Annotated in this window: 10 protein-coding genes; 3 read left to right on the top strand and 7 right to left on the bottom strand. The window is 73.2% G+C overall.

Annotated elements, in window-relative coordinates; genetic code table 11:
• Positions 1-8: 8 nt before the first annotated feature.
• Positions 9-1,025, bottom strand: a complete 1,017-nt coding sequence (locus LCD35_RS01040; protein ID WP_224965894.1) for an Lrp/AsnC family transcriptional regulator — start codon at positions 1,023-1,025, stop codon at positions 9-11.
• 509 nt (positions 1,026-1,534) lie between these two features.
• Here LCD35_RS01040 and LCD35_RS01035 point away from each other — a divergent pair.
• The gene (locus LCD35_RS01035; protein WP_224977372.1) at positions 1,535-2,713 is read left to right on the top strand and encodes a cytochrome P450; all 1,179 of its coding nucleotides are present in this window, start codon (positions 1,535-1,537) and stop codon (positions 2,711-2,713) included.
• Between the two features lie 36 nt (positions 2,714-2,749).
• On the opposite strand, the gene LCD35_RS01030 is transcribed toward LCD35_RS01035, so the two are convergent.
• From LCD35_RS01030 to LCD35_RS01010, 5 genes are read right to left on the bottom strand one after another with little or no spacing between them, the layout of a single operon-like run.
• Positions 2,750-3,994, bottom strand: coding sequence for a cytochrome P450 (locus LCD35_RS01030; RefSeq protein ID WP_224957330.1), 1,245 nt, complete (start codon positions 3,992-3,994; stop codon positions 2,750-2,752).
• Positions 3,991-5,046 carry an NADP-dependent oxidoreductase gene (locus LCD35_RS30365; protein ID WP_224957329.1) on the bottom strand — a complete coding sequence of 352 codons (1,056 nt, stop codon included), beginning with the start codon at positions 5,044-5,046 and terminating at the stop codon, positions 3,991-3,993. The genes LCD35_RS01030 and LCD35_RS30365 overlap by 4 nt, the downstream gene beginning before the upstream one ends.
• Position 5,047: 1 nt before the next feature.
• Positions 5,048-6,751 (bottom strand): NAD(P)/FAD-dependent oxidoreductase, encoded by a 1,704-nt coding sequence (locus LCD35_RS01020; RefSeq protein WP_224957328.1) that lies wholly within the window; start codon positions 6,749-6,751, stop codon positions 5,048-5,050.
• On the bottom strand, positions 6,748-8,409 hold the full coding sequence (locus LCD35_RS01015) for an NAD(P)/FAD-dependent oxidoreductase (RefSeq protein WP_224957327.1): 1,662 nt from the start codon (positions 8,407-8,409) through the stop codon (positions 6,748-6,750). Before LCD35_RS01015 ends, LCD35_RS01020 begins: the two co-directional genes overlap by 4 nt.
• The gene (locus LCD35_RS01010; RefSeq protein WP_225043581.1) at positions 8,399-17,644 is read right to left on the bottom strand and encodes a non-ribosomal peptide synthetase/type I polyketide synthase; all 9,246 of its coding nucleotides are present in this window, start codon (positions 17,642-17,644) and stop codon (positions 8,399-8,401) included. Before LCD35_RS01010 ends, LCD35_RS01015 begins: the two co-directional genes overlap by 11 nt.
• Positions 17,645-18,261: 617 nt before the next feature.
• Between LCD35_RS01010 and LCD35_RS01005 the strand changes: the two genes are divergently transcribed.
• The gene (locus LCD35_RS01005) at positions 18,262-18,993 is read left to right on the top strand and encodes a 1-acyl-sn-glycerol-3-phosphate acyltransferase (protein ID WP_224957325.1); all 732 of its coding nucleotides are present in this window, start codon (positions 18,262-18,264) and stop codon (positions 18,991-18,993) included.
• A 4-nt stretch (positions 18,994-18,997) separates the two neighbouring features.
• On the opposite strand, the gene LCD35_RS01000 is transcribed toward LCD35_RS01005, so the two are convergent.
• Positions 18,998-19,552: a hypothetical protein gene (locus LCD35_RS01000; RefSeq protein WP_224957324.1), complete on the bottom strand. Its 555-nt coding sequence runs from the start codon at positions 19,550-19,552 to the stop codon at positions 18,998-19,000.
• Between the two features lie 179 nt (positions 19,553-19,731).
• Here LCD35_RS01000 and LCD35_RS00995 point away from each other — a divergent pair, with 179 nt between their 5' ends.
• The gene (locus LCD35_RS00995; RefSeq protein WP_224957322.1) at positions 19,732-20,301 is read left to right on the top strand and encodes a DUF4232 domain-containing protein; all 570 of its coding nucleotides are present in this window, start codon (positions 19,732-19,734) and stop codon (positions 20,299-20,301) included.
• Positions 20,302-20,673: the final 372 nt, after the last annotated feature.

Genomic DNA, 20,673 nt, shown 5'->3' with positions numbered 1-20,673 from the left:
GTCCTCCCTCAAGCTCGGGGTCGTTCGAAGCCGCCCACCGGGGTCCAGGCCCGCTTGAGGGTGGCCAGGTGCAGCGTGATGTCCGAGGCGTGCAGCCCCGGCAAGGTGCCGATGACCTCGTCGGTGTAGCGGAAGAGGTCCGCCTTGGCGGGCAGCACCATCTGCCCCACCAGGTTGAACCGGCCGGTCGCGGCGGCGAGGAACTTCGTGCCGGGATGGGCGGCGAGCTGCCGCCCGGCGGCGTCGAGCCGTCCCGGGTGGATCGAGAGCCACAGCATGAACTCCACGCCGTAGCCCAGGACCCCGGGTTCGACCAGCGTGCGGAACTGGACGCTGTGCGAGTTCAGCAGCCGGTCCAGCGCCCGCGCCGCACCGGATTCGCTGCAACCGAGGCGCCGGGCGAGCACGCTGATCGGGAGCCGCCCGTCGCGGGCCAGCTCCTCGGCGACCGAGCGTTCGAGCTCCCCCATCGCGCGCGGCGGCCGGCCCCAGTCCGCGCGTTCGTAGGCCGGGGTCGGCGACCGCCGGAGGTCGTCCGCCGCTTCGTCGGGCAGCAGCCCGGTGTCCCAGGCGGGGGCCGTGGTGAAGGTGCGGATCACCGCGACGCTCTCGGTGCCCGCGATGAGCCCCGCCCCGGGCAGGTCGGTGAACAGCAACCGCAGCAGCTGGTCGTTGTCGTGGGCGACGAAGTCGACGATCAGGTCGGCGGTGCCGGTGACCACGGCGAGGAACCGGGCTTCGGGGTGGGCGGCCAGCAGCTCCGCCAGTTCCCACCCCTTGCCCGGTTTCGCCTGGATCCGCACCAGCATGGAGGAACCCGCGGCGGTGCGGTCCAGGTCGATGACACCGACGACCCGCACCAGCCCGCGTTCGAGCAGCGCGGTGAACCGGCGCTGCACGGTGGTCTCGCTCGCCCCGGCCCAGCGCGCGATGGCGCTCCACGGCGCGCGGCCGTTGAGCTGGAGCGCGGCGATGATGCGGCGATCCACCTCGTCGACCGGCTCGGCGCGGTGCCCTGGATTCATGCGGCGGAACGCTAGACAGCGAGCGGCACCCGGTCAACGCGGGAATCCTGCACCGGAGCCGGTTTCGGCGGGCCATGCTCCCGAACCTCGCGCCCGATCGCGCGGAAACCCGCAGAGCGACCGGCCCGGCCCGGTCACCTCGGACGCGCCGGATCCCACCAGGTGATCGGCGAAATTCGTTCCGAACCTGTCCGCGGGTGGCCGGTCCGCGGGTGGCCGGTCCGCGGGTGGCCGGTCCGCGGCTGACCGGTCCTCCGGGGGCGGAGCCCGTCGCGGCCGGGTCCGGTCGCCCGCCCGGGGTGGCGTCGGCGCGCCCGCCGCTCGGCGCCCGGGCCCCGCCCTCCTGCCGCGCCCCGGCGGTGGTCCGGCACGCGAAACCCGGCAGCGGAAAGCGTTGCGCTGAACGGGTTTCGTCCGCCGCACGGACGGGTGGAGATCCCTGACTTCGCACCACCGTCCCGGAAGCATGGAGATCGTCTGCCCTCTCCGACCCCGACGAGGAGCCCGCCATGACCGGCACGCCGGTGCGCCACCCCACGACCCGCAGCCGCCCCTTCGATCCGCACGACGGGCTGCGGGAACTGCGCGCGGCGCAACCGCTGGCGCGGCTGCACCACTCCGACGGCAGGCTCGGCTGGCTGGTGACCAGCCACGAACTGGCCCGCGAGGTGCTCGTCGACCACCGCTTCAGCTCCAGCCTCGACGTGATGCGCGGCCCCGCCGACGGCGAGGACACCTTCGACGAGGTGCCGCCGGGCCTGTTCAGCGTGCTGCCCGCCGCCGAGCACGCGTGGTACCGGCGCAAGCTTGCCGCCGCGTTCGCCCCGCGCCGGGTGCAGCGGCTGGAGCCGCTGGTCGCCGACGTCGTCGAGCGGCGGCTCGACGCGGTGGAGGCCGCGGGCGGGCCCGTCGACCTGGTCGAGGTCTTCGCGAGCCCCGTCGCGTTCGAGGTGATCGGCACGCTGCTCGGCGCGCGGCTGGACCGGACCTCGGTGCGCGCCGCCACCGAATCGATGCTGGCGCTGGAGAACGACGCGGAGAGCACCGGGCGAGCGTGGGGACGGCTGTGGACCGAGCTGCACGAGCAGGTGCGCGCCAAGCGCGCCGCCCCCGGTGACGACCTGGTGAGCGCGCTGCTCGCCGACGAAGACCTCTCCGACGAGGAGATCGCCACGATGTGCTCGATGCTCATCACCGGCGGCGACGACACGACGGCGAACATGCTCGGCCTCGGCACCTACGCCCTGCTCGCGCACCCCGAGCAGCTCGCGGCGCTGCGCGCGGACCCGGCGATGATCGACACCGCGGTGGAGGAACTGCTGCGGTACCTGACGATCAACCAGTTCGGCGCCACCCGCACCGCACTGGAGGACGTCGACCTGCGCGGCAGCACCATCCGCGAAGGCGAACCGATCACGGTGTCGCTGTCGGCGGCCAACCGGGACCCGGAGCGGTTCCCGGAACCCGACCGGCTGGACCTCGGCCGGCCGGCCACCGGGCACCTCGCGTTCGGGCACGGCATTCACCACTGCTTGGGCGCGCAGCTCGCCCGGGTGGAGCTGCGGCTCGGGTTCTCCGGGCTGCTGCGGCGGTTCCCCGGACTGCGGTTGGCGGTGCCCGCCGCCGAGGTCCCGCTGCGCGAGGCCTCGGTCAACTACGGCGTGCACCGCCTCCCGGTGACGTGGTGATCAGGGGCGGGCCGCCCGCCCCGGTCCGGCGGGCGGTCAGGCCCCGTCCCAGGCGATCGGCAGCCGCAGCGGGCCGCGGGTGAACAGCCCCCGCTTCCACTCCACGTCCTGCTCGGAGGTGGCGAACCGCAATCCCGGCAGGCGCCGCAGCAAGGTGCGCAACGCGATCTGCAACTCCACCCGGGCCAGCTGCGCCCCGACGCAGAAGTGCGCGCCGTAGCCGAAACCGACGTGCGCGGACTCCTTCCGCGTCACGTCCAGCACGTCGGGGTCGTGGTACACCGACTCGTCCCGGTTCGCCGAGACCAGGCTCACCAGCACCGGTTCGCCCGCGCGCACCAGCACCCCGCCCACCTCGACGTCCTCGGTGGCGTAGCGCGGGAACGCCGCCATCGAGAACAGCGGGACGTAGCGCAGCAGCTCCTCCACGGTCGGCGCCACCAGTTCCGGGTCCGCGACCAGCCGGGCCGGCAGCTCGGGCCGGGCGAGCAGGGCGTACGTGAAGCTGGAGATCTGCGAGGCCGTCGTCTCGTGCCCGCCGACGAGGATCGCCACCGCCAGGGACAGCAGCTCGTCGTCGTTGAGCCTGCCGTCCACGTCGCGGGCGGTGACGAGGATGCTCATCAGGTCGTCCTTCGGCGCCTCGCGGCGCTGCACGATGAGCCTGCCCATGTACTCGCGCAGCTGCGTGGCGTAGGACCGGATCTGCTCCGGGGACAGCCTGCCGACGGACATGAACGCGTCCGACCAGGTCTGGAAGTCGTGCCGGTCCGCGTACGGCACGCCCAGCAGCTCGCATATCACGCCCGCCGGGAACGGCCGCGCGAAGTCCTCCGCGAGGTCGGCGGTGCGACCGCGTTCCAGCATGCCGTCGACGAGCTCGTCGGCGAGCCGCTGCACCCCGGGGCGCAGCTTCTCGATGCCGCGCACCGTGAAGGCGTGGCTGAGGATCTTGCGGATGCGGGTGTGCTCCGGTGGATCCAGGTACTGCAGGCTGCGGATGTGGCGGCCGATGGCGCCCTTCGGCCGGGTGCTGGGCTCGTCCCGGTCGAACGCGAGCGCCCGGCTGAACCGCGGGTCGCTGAGCACGAACTTCACGTCCGCGTAGCGGGTGGCCAGCCAGGCCGGTTCGCCGTAGGCGAGCTGCACCCGCGACACCGGGTCGTCGCGCCGCAGCTCCGCGTAGGACGGGTGGACCCCCAGCCGGTCCGGTTGGTCGAACGGGTAGCTCCGCGGGTTCCCGGCCGAGCCCGGTCGCGGGACGTCCTCCACGCTGTTCACAGTTCCACCAGCACCTTTCCCCGGTTGCCCGCGCTACCGCGGTACAGGCTGTCGTAGGCGTCCGGGATCGCGTCGATCCCGTGGTACGTGGTCTGGTCGTGGCGGAGCCGCCCACTGCGGACGAGCGGGCCGAGGTCGGCGCGCAGCGCGGCCCACTCCTGCTCGGTGTGCCATTCCAGCGAGTAGATGCCCCGGACCGTGGTGCGCGGGTACATCAGCAGCGGCAGCAGCCGCGGTCCGGTCTCCTCGCCACCGACCTGGTGCGCCCACTGCCAGCAGATCGCCACCCGGCTGCCGACGGTGAGCAGGGTGAACGCGGCGTCGGTGATCGCGCCGCCGAGGTTGTCGAAGTACCGGTCGATGCCGTCCGGCGCGGCGGTGGCGAGCTCGACGCGGACCTGTTCGGCGGGGGTGCCGTCCCGGTAGACCACGACCTCGTCGAAGCCGAGCCCTCGCAGGTACGGCACCTTCTCCGGCGAGGTGGTCGTGCCCACCACCCGCGCCCCGGCGAGCCCGGCGAGCTGGCCGACGAGCGCGCCCACACCACCGGAGGCACCGCTGACGAGCACCGTGTCGCCGGGCCGCACGTCGAGGAACTTCGTCACCGTCCCCCAGGCGGCCATGCCGGGTCCGCCGAAGACGCCGAGCGCGCTCGACAGCGGCAGCGCCTCGTCGTGGTGGGCCTGGTCGAGCCTGCGGAAGCCGGGCACCTGCAGCGGGAAGGCGCTCCGGAACACCGTGCCGCCGGCCCCGGTGCTGATGACGTGGCTGCGCCAGCCGCCCCAGCCCTGCACCAGCTCGCCCGGCTGGAAGCGGGCGCGGGGCCCGGCCTCCAGGACCTCCATGACCGAGTCGCCGCCCGCCGTCTCCCCGAGCGGCAGGTTCAGCGTGATCCCGTGCAAGTACGGGTCGAGGGAGACGTACCGGACGCGCAGCAGCATCTCCTCCGGCCGGAGCCGGACCTCGACGTCCTCGACCACCTTCTCGTACATCCGGTCGACCGCGGGCACGCCCTCCGCGTGCTCGCGGATGACCCATTTCTCGATCTTCACCTCAGGCTCCTCGCTTCGGGGCCGGCTCGGCCGCCGCGGCCTGCCGGGGGACGTCCGGTCCTACCGGGATGACCCGGTGGGTGGGCGGTGGTGCGGATTCGTCGATGTGCGCGGTGAACTCCTTGGCGTCGTCGCGGCACACGAAGTGCATGACCTGCCTGCCCGCGCCGACGGCCCGGATGAGGCCGCCGGTCGTGGCCCACACCCCGGACAGGTAGAAGTTCGCCAGCCCGGGCAGCCGCGGCCCGTGCTTCTTGATCGCCTCCTCCATGTCCTCGCCCCCGTCCACGAACGGCTGCCAGCCGAGGACGGTGCCGTCGTAGTTGCCGGTGTAGCGGACCTGGGTGAGCGGGGTGGAGATGTCGCGGGTGACCACGGCGTCCCGCAGCCCGGGGTGGCAGGTGTCGAGGTGGTCGACCAGCGCGTCCTTCACCTGGCGCTTCGCCGCGTAGTAGGCGGTGCCGCGGCGCACCGGGAGGGTGTGCACCTCGGTGCCGTGCCGGACCCGGGTCCGTTGTTCCGGCCCGGTGCTCAGCGCCCGCCACGGTTCGATGTCGCAGAAGTAGGTGGCGTACACGACCGCGCCGCCCGGCGGGGCCAGCTCCGGGTAGTGCTCGCTGCGGAACTGCACGTTGATGCTCGGGTGGCGCAGCCCGATCAGCTTCGACGCCACGTCCTCGTCGAGCAGGTGTGTGGTGCAGGGATCGACTTCGGGGAACGGCCGGTCCAGCCCGAGGAACAGCGCGAAGTACCCAGGGAAGATCATGCCGGGCTCGTCGATGGTCTTCTCGTAGAGCCGCCGGTGGTCGTCGGAGAGGTACCGGCCGCCGAGCAGTTCCATCGTGGTGGTGCGCCCGTCGCAGGCGGACACGATGATGTCGGCGCGGTGTTCGCTGCCGTCGCTGAGCCGCACCCCGACCGCGCGGTCGTCCTCCACCAGCACCTCGACGACCTTGGCGTTGTAGGTGATCCGGCCGCCGAGCCGGTGGTAGCGCTGCTCGATGGAGTCCGACAGCCCCTGCGAGCCGCCTTCCGGCACCCCGGCCGAGCGGTTGGCGTGCGAGGCGAGCTGGAAGTAGAACGGCAGCACCGGGAACGCCGGGTGCTTCTCGTAGAGGATGAAGTTGAACGCCTCCCGCAGCAGCGGATCCCGGAACTTCGCCGAGTAGTCCGTCATCAGGGTGGTGATGGAGGTGCGGATGACGTTGAGGTACGGCAGGAACGAGGCCAGCATCCGCCAGCGCTCGAACCGGCCCATCAGCCCGACCGGCTTGAGGAACGGGTAGACCGTGATCGCCTTCCGGAACTTGCGCAGGCCGTTGCAGAAGTGCCGGATCAGCCGCGCGTCCGCGGGAGACAGCTCGGTGAGGTGCGCCTGCAGCCGGTCCGGGTCGGAGTAGAAGTACACCGCCCGCCCGTCCCGCGCGCGCACCACGTTGAACACGTCGAAGTGCCGCATCTCCTTGCCCTGCAAGGCGCCGAGCTCCAGCCAGATCTGGTGCATCTCGTTGCCGGGCCCGTTGCCGAGCAGCCAGCTCACGCAGATGTCGAAGGTGAAGTCGCCCTTGTCCCACGCGGTGCAGCAGCCGCCGGGGATCTCGTGCATCTCGAAGATCCGCGAGCGGTAGCCGTTCATCTGGGCGTAGCAGCCGGTGGACAACCCGCCCAGCCCACCACCGATGATGATCATCGTTTCGCGGTTCACCGCGGTCCCCTCCTGTCGTGCCGAGTCGGATCCCGGTCCAGCAGCGGCAGTTCGCCGAGCATCTCGCGGTCCCACGGTTCCTGCTGATCGCTCTCCCACGCGCGGAACGGCACCCCGAGCTCCTGGCAGAGGAACTGCGCGGCGTGCCTGCCGGAGGAGGCCGCGCGGATCAGGCCACCACCGTCGACCCACTGCCCGGCCATTGAGAACCCGCGCAGGCCGGGCAACCGCATCCGGTCCCGGTCGACCAGCTGCGCCAGCAGGTCGTCGGCCGCCCCGAAGGATTTCCAGGCGAGGATGCTGCCCGCGAAGTTGCCGGTGTAGCGGTGTTGGGTGACGGGGGTGGCCACGTCCACCGACTCGACGCGGTCGTCGAGACCCGGGTAGCGGCGCTCCAGGAACGAACGGACGAAGGTGGCGACCCGCTCCTTGCGCGCCCGGTACTCCCGCCGGTTCGAGCGGCGCAGCTCCCGCCAGGAGGCGAAGTCCGTGAAGTACGTGCAGTGCAGCAGGGACTTGCCGGGCGGAGCGCACCCCGCCCAGTATTTCGACCGCAACTGCACCACGATGCTGCGCTGCGCCACCCCGGGCAGCGCCGCGCAGTCCTGTTCGGACAGCAGGTAGGTGGTGCTGTGCGGCGTGCCGGGCGGAAGTTCCCCGTCCACGCCGACGAACGCCGACAGGACTCCCGGGTACACCTCCTCCGACCGGTGCAGCAGATCCTCGTACAGGCGATCGACCGCGGGGCCGGTGTAACGGCCCTCCAGCATCCGGTAGATCGTGGTCGCCCCGTCGCAGGCCGACACGACGTGGTCGGCGTGGTGCCGGGTCCCGTCGCGCAGCTGCACCCCGACCGCACGGCCGCCCTCCACCAGGATCCGCTCCACCCTGGCCCGGTAGCGGATGTCCCCGCCGAGGTCGAGGTAGCGCCGCTCGACCGAGCGCGCCAGCCCGAGCGACCCGCCCTCGGGGAACCCCGCGTTGCCGTGGTGGGCCGCGGCCATGTTGAGCAGGTACGGCAGCAGCGGGAAACCGCCGTGGTCCTGGAAGAAGATGAACGGGAACGCCCGCCGCAGCAGCGGATCCCGCAGCCCGTCGGTGAAGCTCGGCATCCCGGCGGTCGCGGTGCGCCGGTACAGCATCGCGGCGGGCAGCGCCCGGGCCACGGCCGCCAGCTTCTCCCGCCGCGTCTGCAACGGCCCCGGGACCAGGTGGGGGAAGTCCGCCGCGGCCAGGAACCGGCGCAGGTACCGGCAGAACGAGCGAATCGGCCGGGCGTCCTCCGGCGAGATCTCCAGCAGGTGCCGCTGCAACCGGTCCGGGTCGTTGTAGAAGGTCACCTCCCTGCCGTCGGCACCGACGACCCGGTTGAACATCTCGAAGTTCGTGATGCTCTTGCCGTCCAATGCTCCGAGCTCCTGCCACACGCGGTGGGCGTCGTTGCCGGCCGCGGTGCCGGGCAGCCACTCGATGCAGTAGTCGAAGATGTAGCCGTCGCGGCCCCACGCGGTGCAGCAGCCGCCGGGCAGCACGTGCTTCTCGAACACCTGGGTGCGCAGACCGCTCATCCGCGCGTAGCAGGCGGTCGCCAGCCCGGCGATGCCGCCGCCGATGACGATGACGCTGGGGGCCCTGTCGGCGGGGTGCTCAGGCGACATCGGCGGCACCCCCGGCGAGGACCTCGCGCACCAGGTCCGCGTTCGCGCCGACGTGCTCGCGGTCGAGCATGTCCGCGTGCGCCCCGGATCCGCGCAGCACCTCGGCTCCGCGCCGCGAGCGGTCCTGCCAGCCGCCCTCCTCACCGGTGAGGTGGATCGGGAGGTTGTGCGGGTCGCTGAGCACCGTGATCGGCGCGTCCAGCACCGCGGTGTTCGGGGTGCGGCCGCAGAACTCCAGGTACTCCCGGGCCTGGTCGCGGGTCTCCTCGGCGACCACGTCGGTGCCGGTGTGCCTGCGCAGGTGTTCGGCTAGCTCCCGCTCGAACTCGGCGAGCTGTTCGTCGCCCACCTCGAACGGGGCCGAGATCCGGTAGGAGTCGACGATGATCACGCGGGCGACCCGCCTGCCCCGCCGCTCCAGCTCGCCCGCGACCTCGAAGGCCAGGTTCCCGCCCAGCGAGTAGCCCAGCAGCCGGCAGGCGCCCTCCGGCTGGAACGCCTCGACCAGGTCCGCGTAGCGGGCGATCTTGTCGTCCCCGCTGAGGTAGTTGAACCCGATCAGCTCGTGCTCGGCGAGTCTCCCGGCGAGCTGGCGGTACACCAGCCCGTGCCCGCCGACCGGCGGGAAGCAGCACAGCGGATCGCCGCGCCCCTCCCCGAACCGCACGTACGGCTGGGATCCCGGCAACCGCCCGGTGATCACGTGCTCGACGGTCTTGGCCATGCCGTGCAACGTCGTGGTCTTGAACAGCTCGCCGACCGCGACGGTGATGTCGAACTCGGCCTGCACGTGGTGGATCAGCTCGATCAGCTTGATGGAACTGCCGCCCAGCTCGAAGAAGTCGTCGTGCAGCCCGACCCGGTCCAGGCCGAGCAGGGCCTGCCAGTGCGCGGCCATCCGCTCCTCGAACAGCGTCGTGGTCGGTTCGTGGTCGTGGGTCCGCGCGGCCGACGGGGCGGGCAGCTCGTCGAGGTCGACCTTGCCGCTCGTCGTCAGCGGCAGCTCCGGCAGTTCCACCAGGTGCGCCGGGATCATGAACGTGGGCAGGTGCTCGGCCAGGTGGCGGCGCAGGCCGCGCCGGTCCAGCTCCGCGCCGTCGACCGGCACGCAGTAGGCGCACAGCGCGGTCTCCCCGCCGGAGTCCGGGCGCGCCACCACCACGACCCGCTTGAGCTGCGGCCAGGCGGCCAGGTGCGCTTCGACCTCACCGAGCTCGATTCGGTGCCCGCGCACCTTGATCTGCGAATCGGCCCGCCCCAACAGGTGCAGCACGCCCCGCTCGTCCCAGCGCGCCAGGTCACCGGTGCGGTAGCAGCGCACCGGCTCCCCGCCCGGGGACAGGGTGCGGAACCGCTCGGCGGTCTGCTCGGGGTCGCCCCGGTAGCCGGTGGCGACCGCGGCCCCGCCGAGCCACAGCTCCCCGGTGACGCCCGCGGGCACCGGCCGCTCGTGCTCGTCGAGCACGTAGCAGGTGGTGTTCGGCAGCGGCATGCCGATCGGCACCGGCTGCCCGGGTTCCATCCCGTCGGTGGACCCTTCGAAGCAGGTGCTGTCCACCGTGGCCTCGGTGACCCCGTAAGAGCTGATCAGCCGGGTGTCCGGGCCGCACAGCTCGCGCAGCCGCCGGTGCTCCTCGACCTTCCACACGTCGGAGCCGACGACCAGCACCCGCAGGAAGTCCAGCCGCGCGCCGCGGGATTCGCAGTGCTCCACCAGTCCGCGCACCACCGCGGGCACGAACTCGGCGCAGTCCACCCGTTCCCGGACCATCGTCCGGTGCAGCAGCGCGGTGTTGAACAGCAGGTCCCGGTCGACGAGCACCAGGGTGCCGCCGGTGCTCAACGCCCGCACCAGGTCGCCGGTGAACACGTCGAAGGCCGGGCTGGCGAGCTGCAGGTGCACCCGCACGTCCCCGCCGAGGCCGTACTCGCGCTGCCAGGACGCCTGCGCGGAAGCGAGGTTGCGGTGGCTGACCTGCACCGCCTTCGGCAGGCCGGTGGAGCCGGAGGTGCAGCAGACGTAGGCGGGCGAGTCGAGCGCGACCCGGACCTCCGCGCCCGCGGGCTCGCCGGCGCCCTCCGCCGCGAGTTCCGCCGGGGTCAGCAGCTCCGCCGCCGTCCCGAGCACCGCCCGCATCGGCTCGTCGGCGAGCACCACGCCCGCCCCGGACCGCCGCACCATCGCCGCGAGCCGATCCGGCGGGTGCCCCGGGTCCAGCGGCAGGTAGGCGGCGCCGGCGCGCAGCACCGCCAGCACCGAGGCGATCAGCTCCGGGCCCTTCCCCTGGCACAGCCCCACGATCGAGCCCTCGCCGACGTCGCGCGCCCGCAGCCCGCGCGCCAGCCGGCCGGACAGCTCGTCCAGTTCGGCGTAGCTCATCCGCCGGTCGGTCCCCGGGTGCGAGACCGCGATCGCGTCCGGGTGCTCGCGGGCGGCGGCGACCACCAGCTCGTGCACGGGTGCGCCGACGGCCGGTTCGCGGCCCGCGCCGCTCCACTCGCCGAGGATCCGGTCCCGCTCGGCCGCGTCGAGCATCGGCAGCTCCGCGATGCGCCGCGCGGGCGGTGCCGCGGTGAGCGCGTCGAGCAGCGCCGTGTAGTGCCCGGCCAGCCGCCGCATCGTCGCGGGCAGGAACAGGTCGGTGTTGTACTTGAACACGCAGTGGAAGCGCTGGTCGGCTTCGTCCTCGTACACCGACAGCGTCAGGTCGAACTGGCCCTCCTCCTCGGGCAACTCCACGTAGTCGAGCCGGTAGCCGTACTGCTCAGCGGAGACCTTGTGGTGCAGCAGGATGAACATCACCTGGAACACCGCCGAGCGGCTCGGGTCGTGCTGCAACCCGAGCTGCTCGACCAGCAGCACGAACGGGTACTCCTGGTTGTCCAGCCCGCCCAGCACGGCGGTGCGGACCCGGTCCAGCAGCTCGGCCACCGCCGGGTCGCCGCCGAGGTGCGCGTGCAGCGGCAGCGGGTTGACGAAGTAGCCGTACACCGAGCCGAACTCGGGCGCGGTGCGGCCGGTGACCGGGCTGCCGACGATGAGGTCGTCCTGGCCGGAGTACCGGTGCAGCAGCAGGTAGTAGGCGCTGAGCAGCACCACGAACGGGGTGACGTTGTGCTCCCGCGCCAGTTCGTGCACCCGGGCGCTGAGCTCGGTGTCCAGCGCGAAGAACTCCGAGGCCCCGTTGTGCGTCTGCACCAGCGGGCGCGGCTTGTCCGTCGGCAGGTTCAGCACCTCGATCCGCCCCGGCAGGTGGGAGCGCCAGTGCTCCAGCATCCGCCGCGCGTCGGGCCCGGCCAGGAACTCGTTCTGCCGGTTGAGGAAGTCCAGGTAGCTCGCGGCCACCGGCGGCAGCTCGACGGGTTCACCGCGCCGCAGTCCTTCGTACAGGGCCAGCAGTTCCTCGATGAAGGTGAACGTCGAGATCGCGTCCGAGATGATGTGGTGCACGGCCTTCACCAGCACCCAGCGGTCGGGCGCGCGCTGGAACAGGCGGAACCGGATCAGCGGATCGCGTTCGAGGTCGTAGGGCGCGCGGTAGGCCGCGACGATCCGCCGGTGCACCTCCTCCCAGGGCAGGCCGCGCACGTCGACGACCGCGAAGTCCGGCACCGCCTCCGGCGCGATCACCTGCACCGGTTCGCCGCGGTGCAGCAGGAAGTTGGCGCGCAGGCTCGGGTGCCGGGCCACCAGGGTGCCGAACGCCTCGGCCAGCAGCCGCGGGTCCAGTTCGGTGCGGACCTCGACGGCGCCGCCGATGTTGTAGGCGAAGCCGTCGGGGTGCAGCTGCTTGAGGAACCACAGCGCCTTCTGGTTCTGGGTGAGCGGGAAGCGGTGCTCGTCGCGGAAGACCTCCACGGCCGCCACCGCGCCCGCGTCCGCGCCCGCGGACTCCGCGAGCTCGTCGTGGACCTGCTGGACCAGTTCGCGCACCGGGGTGTTGCCGAGCAGCGCGACGACCGGCAGCGCCACGCCGAGCTCCGCCTGGATCTGCGCGCGCAGCTCCATCGCGAGCATCGAGTCCAGGCCGAGCGCGTTGAGCCCGTCCTGCCCGTCCACCGAGTCCGGCGGCACCTGCAGCACACCGGCGACCAGCGCCGTGAAGCGCTCGGTGAGCAGGTCGTGGCGCAGCGCGGGGTCGGCGGCGCGGAAGATGTCGAGGAACCCCGCGGTCTCGCCCGCGTCCCCGGCATCGGCGGCGGACGCGAGCTCGGCGACCAGCGGCGGCGCGACCGGGTACCAGGACAGGAAGGTGGGCCAGTCGACGACGGTGGCGACCACCAGCTGGGCGTGGCGCTGCCCGAGGACCCGCTCCAGCACCGCCATGCCGGCCTCGGGGGTCAGCGAGCTCATGCCGCGCGCGGTCCGGTAGTGCTCGACGAGGCCCTGCTCCTCGATCATGCCGGTGGCCCACGGACCCCAGTCGATGCTGAGCGCGGGCAGCCCGAGCGCGCGCCGGTGGTGGGCGAGCGCGTCGAGGAAGGCGTTGCCCGCCGCGTAGTTCGTCTGCCCCGCGGTGGTCAGCAGCGACGCGATCGAGGCGAACAGCACGAAGTGCTCCAGCGGCTCGTCCCGCAGGTGCCGGTGCAGCAGCAGCGAGCCGACGACCTTGGGGTCGTGCACCGCGCGGTAGGCCTCGCGGTCCAGGTCGGCCACCAGCGCGTCGCGCAGGTTCCCGGCGAGGTGGAACACCCCGCGGATCGGCTGCGGTGCACCGCGCCGGTGCTCGGCGAGCCAGGTGGTCAGCGCGGTCTCGTCCGTGATGTCGAGGCCGACGACCTCGGGGTGCGCGCCGAACGCTTCCAGTTCGCGGACGAAGCGGACGCGGCCGCCCACCGGGGAGTCCGGGTGTTGGTTCCCCCACTCGACGCGCTCGGGCACCCCGGAGCGGCTGATCAGCACCAGCCGGCGCGCGCCCCGCTTGACCAGGGTGCGGCACAGCAACCGGCCGAGGGCGCCGAACGCGCCGGTGACCAGGTAGGTGCCGTCCGGTCGCAGCACGGGCGGCAGCGGCGTCGACAGGTCCTGCGCGGGGCGCAGCCGGGCGGTGCGGAACGTGCTGCCGCGCACCGCGATCTCGTCCTCGTCGGGCGCGGCGACGGCGCGCAGCACGTCCGCGGCGTCCGCCGCGGAGTCGGCGCGGCCCGGGTCGAGGTCGATCAGCTTGCCGCGGTTGCGCACCGCCTCCTGCTGGCGCAGCACGCGGCCGACGCCCCACGCCGGGGCGCCCAGCGGGGCGACCACGTCCCCGGGGACGACGGCCTGCGCTCCTCTGGTCACCACGTGCAGCTCCGCCGCGCGGTGCCGCTGCTGCAGCACGTCGGCGAGCGCGATGAGCGAGTAGCCGCCGAGCTCGGCCTGCGCGTCGATCTCGGCGCGGCCCAGCGCGTCGATCGGCGCCGGATCCAGGTTCCACAGGTGCAGCACGTGGTCGGGGCCGTCCGCGCCGAGTTCGTCGAGCAACCGCCCCAGGTCGGCGCGGTCCCCTGGCCGCAGCTCGGATTCCGCGTCCCCGCGCCGGTACCGCGGCCCGGGACGCACCAGGTGGCAGCTGCCGCCGCCCGCGGTGATGCGGGCGGCGAGCGCGGCGCCGACGCCGCCCCGGTCGGCGAGCACCAGCCAGCGGCCGCTCGCACCGTCCGCTTCCACCGCAGGCAGCGGCTGCCACACCGGTTCGACCAGCCAGTTGTCGATGGTGCGGCGGGCCAGCGAGCCCGCCCGCTCCACCTCGCCCGCGCGGAAGCCGTCGATGCGGCCCAGCGGGGTGCCGTCCTCGGCGAACAGCGCGAGCCGCCCGACGAGTTCGCCGCCGTCGCGCGCGGTGATCCGCGCGTGCACCCAGATCGGCCGGTCCCCGACCGGGTCGAGCCGCAGCTCCGCCAGCGACAGCGGCAGCCGGATCCCGGTGCCGCCGCTGCCGTCGCGCAGCACTTCGGGCACCAGCAAGGTCTGGAAGCAGGCGTCCAGCAGCACGGGGTGCGCGTGGTGCTCGGCCGCGTCGCGGGCCTGCGCGGTGGGCACGATCCGGGCCAGCGCTTCGTCATCGCCGAGCCACACCTGCTCGATCGCCCGGAACGCGGGGCCGTACTGGTAGCCGGCCGCGTCCAGCGCCGCGTAGCAGGACTCCCGGTCCAGGCGGCGCCGGTCGGCGCCGCGCAGCGCGGACCAGTCCGGGACGTCGCCGAGCCCGTCACCGCCGATACCGGCGGAGCCGCTCGCGTGCACCGCGCGCCGCTCGTCGCCGCCCGGGGTCGCGATGGTGAACCGGGCGTCCTCCCCGGACAGCGCGAGCTGGACCTTGCCCACCTCGCCGTCGGCGACGAACAGCGCCCGGCGGAACTCCAGGTCGCGCAGCAGCACCCGGTCGTCGCCGGTGAGGGCGCGGACGGCTTGCGCGGCCATCTCGACGTACCCGGCGGCGGGGAACACGACGGTCCCCTGGATGCGGTGGTCGGCCAGGTACGGCGACCGTTCGAGGTCGAGCGCGAGTTCCCACCCCGGCTCGGCGGTGGCCAGGCGCCTGCCGAGCAGCGGGTGGTCGACCCGCCCGAGCCGGATCTGCGCGACCGCGTCGGGTTCGGTCCAGTAGCGGTCCCGCGCCCACGGGTACGGCGGCAGCGCGACGACCCGCCCGGCCGGGTGCAGCGGGGCCCAGTCGACCTCGGCGCCCCTGGCGTGCAGCGCGGCGAGCGAGGTGAGCATGCCTTCGACCTCGTCCTCGCGGCGCCGGAGCGACGGCAGCACGATGCCCTCGACCCCGGCGTCCGCCAGGCATTCCCGGATCGGGTGGGCGAGCACCGGGTGCGGACCGATCTCCAGGAAGGTGCGGTGCCCATCGGCGATCAGCCGGTCGACGGCGGCGCGGAAGCGGACGGGTTCGCGGACGTTGCGCCACCAGTACTCGGCGTCCAGCTCGGGCCCGCGCGCCCGGTCCTCCGTCGCGGTCAGGTGCAGCGGGACGCGCGCCTCCTGCGGGCGGATCCCGGCCAGCGCGGCCAGCAGCTCGTCCTTGATCGGGTCCATCCGCGCGCTGTGGTACGGCACCCGGACGTCCAGCTGCCGGGCGAAGACGTGCTCGGCCTCCAGTTCGGCGGCGAGCGCGCGCAGTTCCTCCTCGTCCCCGGCCAGCGTGATCGCGGCCGGGCCGTTGACCGCGGCCACCGAGACGCGGTCGCCGCGGCCCCGCAGCCGCTCCAGCGCCGCGTCCTCGTCGAGCGCGACCGCGAGCATCGTCCCGGTGCCGGTGAGCCGCTGCTGCAGCCTGCTGCGGTGGATCGCGATGGTGGTGGCGTCCCGCAGCGAGTACACCCCGGCTTCGTGGAAGGCGGCGATCTCGCCGGTGCTGTGCCCGACGATCGCGTCCGGGCGCACCCCGCGGTGCCGCCACAGCGCGGCCAGCCCGACCTGCACGGCGAAGTTCGCGGGCTGGGCCAGCCAGGTCTCCCCCATCCGCGTTTCCGCTTGCGGCGCGCGGAGTTCGTCGACGAGCGACCACCCGGCGAGGTCGCGGATCTCGGCGTGGCAGCGTTCCACGGCCTCCCGGTACACCGGTTCGGCCTCGAACAGCTCCCGCCCCATCGCCCACCACTGCGGGCCCATGCCGCTGAACGCCCACACCGTTGCGCCGCCGTCCCGGCAGCGGTCGGCGACCACCCGGGGGTCCGCTTCGCCGCGCAGGTGCGCGTCCAGCCGTTCGCGCAGCGAGTCCGCGGACGAGTACACGACGTCGAGCCGGACCGCGTGGTGCTGGCGCCGCCGGGCGAGGGTGTAGCCGAGGTCGCGCAGCCCGGTCTCGTCGACGCCGTCCAGCTCGGCGCGGACCGCCTCGACGCGCCGCCGCAGCGCGTCCTCGTCGCGGGCGCTGATCGGCAGCACGCTCGGGGCCGTGGGCTCGTCCGCGACCGGCGCCCGCGCGGGGGCCTCCTCGACGAGGACGTGCGCGTTGGTGCCGCCGAAGCCGAACGAGTTGACCCCGGCGCGGGCGGGGCCCTCGTGCGCGGGCCAGCCGGTCAGCTCCAGCGGGATCCGGTACGGCAGCGCCGCCAGGTCGATCGCCGGGTTGAGCTCGTTCAGGTTGATGTGCGGCGGGATCCGGCCCGCGCGCACCGCCAGCGCCACCTTGATCAGGCCGACGACCCCGGCGGCGGCCTCGGTGTGCCCGATGTTCGTCTTCACCGAACCCACGTAGCGCTCGTCGCCGTCCCGGTGCCCGTGCGCGAGGGCGCGCCCGAGCGCGTTCGCCTCGATGGGGTCGCCGACGGCGGTCGAGGTGCCGTGCGCCTCCACGTACTGCAGGTCGCCGGGCAGCAGGCCCGCTTCGGCGCAGACCCGTTCGACGAGTTCCGCCTGCCGGTCCCCGTCGGGCACGGTGATGCCGCCGGTGCGGCCGTCCTGGTTCACGCCGGATCCGGTGATGAGCGCGTAGATCGGGTCGCCGTCCCGCTCGGCGTCGGCGAGCCGCTTGAGCACCACCGCGGCCACGCCTTCGGAGCGCACGTACCCGTCGGCGGCGGCGTCGAAGGTGCGGGACAGCCCTTCGGGGGACAGGAAGCCGCCGCGGGTCTCGCTGATCGTGTACTGCGGGGCCAGCTGCAGCGAGGTGCCGCCGACCACCGCGAGCTCGCTCTCCCCGCTGCGCAGGCTGCGGCAGGCCAGGTGCGCGGACACCAGCGAGGAGCTGCACGCGGTGTCGATCGAGACGCTGGGGCCGCGGAAGTCGAAGCAGTGCGAGATGCGGTTCGACACCATCGTCATCATCGTGCCGGTGGCGGTGTGCGCGGCGAGGGTGCCGAAGTCCAGGTCACCGAACTGCAGGATCTTGTAGTCGAGGGTGAAGGCGCCGATGAAGACGCCGACGTCGGTGCCCGCGAGGTCGGCCGGGCGCTGGCCGCCGTCCTCCAGCGCCTCCCAGGTGACCTCCAGCAGCTTGCGCTGCTGCGGGTCCATGTGCGCGGCCTCGCGCGGGCTGATGCCGAAGAAGGCGGGGTCGAACTCGTCGAAGCCGTCGACGTAGCCGCCGCGGCCGCCGACCAGGCGGCCGGCCTTGGCGGGATCGCCGCTGCGCAGCGTGCCGATGTCGTAGCGATCGGGTGGTGTGGGCGTGAGGCAGTCCCTGCCCGCGGCCAGGTTCCGCCAGAACGCCCCGGGGGTGCTCGCCCCGCCGGGTAACCGGCAGCCGATCCCGATGATCGCGATCTTGTCCTCGTGCGGCGGGGTGCTGGATTCGGTGCCCATCGGATCCTCGTGTCCTCGCGACCATCGACGTCAGTTCGGGTAAGTGGCACCCGCCGGTGATATCCGCAACCGGCGCCGCCGAATCGAGGCTAGGAACCGACAATGGTGCGAGCTACCCGTTCCCCGCGCCCCCACCCGACCGGGTATTCCTTTTGCTCCGACCGGGGTTCCCGAACGAATGATCTTCATCGGCATCCGGGCGAATTCGCGAAATTCCGTGGACGGAACCGCCGCGGTCGGCATCGTGCTCCGGCTCCCGATTCCGTTGGTGCAGCAGGGATTCCGACACCAACAAGTGATCCACTTCACTCCTCCCCGGCACCCGCGGGCGCGCCGGGAAATACCGACATACCTAAGAAGAACATTGCTCCCGGCAATTACCCGAAGGAATCGGCACAAAACCGAGCATTCCTCGATCCGCGCGAAGTTCCGGCAGTGCGGGAACTCGTGGCGACCGCGGAAGAACCACGAGGCCCGCGAGAACTCGGCCAGCGAATCCGAGGACGCGTTCTCCCGGCCCGCGCCCCCGCGCGATCGGGAACCGGCCCGGCCGGCCCGGGTGTGACGGCGGCCGCAGCCGGGCGCGGGTCGAACCTACGCCTGCGTAACCTGGCGCGATGGCCGAGATCGTGTACCCGCCCGTAGTGCTGGCGGCGAAGACCATGTTCCGCGTGCTGGACAACCGGCTGCGCGTGACGGGAACCGAGCACATCCCGCGCACCGGTGGAGCGGTGATCGCCTGCAACCACGTCAGCTACCTGGACTTCATCTTCTGCGGGCTCGGCGCGCAGCCGTCCCGGCGGCTGGTGCGGTTCATGGCGAAGAAGCAGATCTTCGACCACGGGATCGCCGGTCCGCTCATGCGCGGCATGCACCACATCCCGGTGGACCGGTCCGCCGGCCGGGCCTCCTACGACGAGGCGGTCGCGCGGCTGCGCGCGGGCGAGGTCGTCGGGGTGTTCCCCGAGGCGACCATCAGCCGCTCGTTCACCGTCAAGCCGATCAAGTCCGGCGCGGTGCGGATGGCCGCCGACGCGGGCGTCCCGGTGCTGCCCATGTCGCTGTGGGGCACGCAGCGGCTGTGGACGAAGGGCAGGCCGCGCACCCTCACCAAGCGGCACGTCCCGATCCACATCCACGCGGGCGAACCGTTCCACCCCGGCCCGGACGACGATCCCGAGGTGCTGAGCGAGGAGCTGCGCGCCCACATGTCCGCGATCCTCGACGACCTGCAGACCGGCTACCCCGACGGTCCCGCCGGTGAGGACGACCGCTGGTGGCTCCCGGCCCACCTGGGCGGCACCGCTCCCACCCCGGAGGAGGCCGCCGCGCTCGACGACGAGCGGTGAGGTGTCAGCGCGGGTCGACGTCGCCGAGCCAGGCCAGGACGTCCGCGCGCAGGTCGTCCAGCGGGCGTTCGCCGGACAGCCGCAGGACGGGGCGGTGCAGCCCGGCCAGCCAGGCCTCGTCCGCGCTGCGGCGGCCGGGCACGTCGGTGTCGTCGTAGTCGCCCGCCCAGGAGAGGAAATCGTGGTGCGCGGCCGCCAGGCTGCCGCCCGCGGCGACGGCCGTGCCGTAGCGGACGACGTCGCGCCGCCGCAGCCGTTCGAGCCGGACGTCGGTCTCGGCGGTGAGGAACACGACGGCGTCCACGTCGGCGATCACCTCGTCGCCCCATCCCCGCAGCGTGCCCGACAGGACCCACGCGGGCCGGGGCACGAACAGCGACCGCATCAGCGGAACCCGTTCCGCCACCGGGCGCTTGTCGGTGTACGGCGGCGAGGTGGGCAGCCACAGGTAGTCGTCGACGTCGGCGTGCGGCACCGCCCAGGCGACGGCCAGCGCGCGTCCCAAGGTCGTGCTGCCGACGCCGGTCGCCCCGGTCACCAGCACTCGTCGTCCCGGCATCCGCTCCCCCTCCGCTCATGGTCAGCGCACCACGGTAGCCGGGCCGCGATCGACTGTTCGGTCCGCACCGCGAGGGCGGCGCGCGGCTCGTCGATCACGCGGGGGCAACCCGCCGCGCTCCCCGGCGTCCCACTAGTAGCGGGCGGGAGCACGGGTTCCCGCGAAGAGAGGAGCACGACATGCTGCGGACCACCCTGGGGGCGCTGGCGCTGGCGGGCACGGCGCTGGCGGTGACGGCGTGCGGAGCAGGTGCCCAGGCGGGCCAGTCGGCGCTCGGCGCGCAGTCGGCCGCCGGGGCCGATGCGGCGCGCACCGCATCGGCCGACACCCCGCGCTGCGGTACCGGTGATCTGGACGCCAGGTTCGGCGGGGTCCTCGACGACGGCTCCGGGCAGCTGCGCATCCAGCTGGAGTACACGAACGCCTCCGACCACGAGTGCATCCTGCGCGGCGCGCCGGGCGTCGACCTCGCCGGCCCGGACGACCCGGTGCACGGGCCCACCTATTCGGTGCCGCGGGTGGACGACGGGGATCCCGGGTACCTGCTGACGGCCGGCGAGCGGGGCATCGCGGAGCTGACGGTGCTCCCGGACCGCAGCCCCGAGGCGTGGCGGCCCACCGAACTGGTCACCATCCCGCCGGGTCAGGAGGACCCGCTGCACATCCCGTGGTCGCACGACTTCGGCGTGCTGCGCCAGGACGGCGCCACCCACCCTGGCACCTACGTGCACGAGTTCAAGCCGTTCTGACCGGACGAGCGGGCCGGTGGACGGTCCGCTCCCGCAACGGGATTCGCGCAGTCCACGAAGGACGAGAGGTGACCGCGCACCCCACCGAGGAACGATGATCCGGCCGGTCCCGCGCGGGGAGGCGCGGGACCCACCCGGACTGTCGACGTCCCCACGACCCCACCCGACGGTCTGCCCTTCTCCTATCAGCGGCGAAGCCGCTGAGCCGCCGACCACCCGAGCAACGGCACCACCCGCGGGTTCTCAGCCGCTTTCTCGCGAGGACAGCTTTTTGGGGGGGGGGGGGGGGGCGCGGGGGGAATATGAGCCCGCGGGGCGGGCGGGGGGGGGGGGGGGGCCCGCCCCCCCGGCAACCCACCCCCCCCGGCCGGA

This window comes from Saccharopolyspora sp. 6V, assembly GCF_020176785.1.
In the GTDB taxonomy this organism is placed as follows: Bacteria; Actinomycetota; Actinomycetes; order Mycobacteriales; family Pseudonocardiaceae; genus Saccharopolyspora_C; species Saccharopolyspora_C gregorii.
This window is presented reverse-complemented; position numbering and strand designations above follow the sequence as displayed.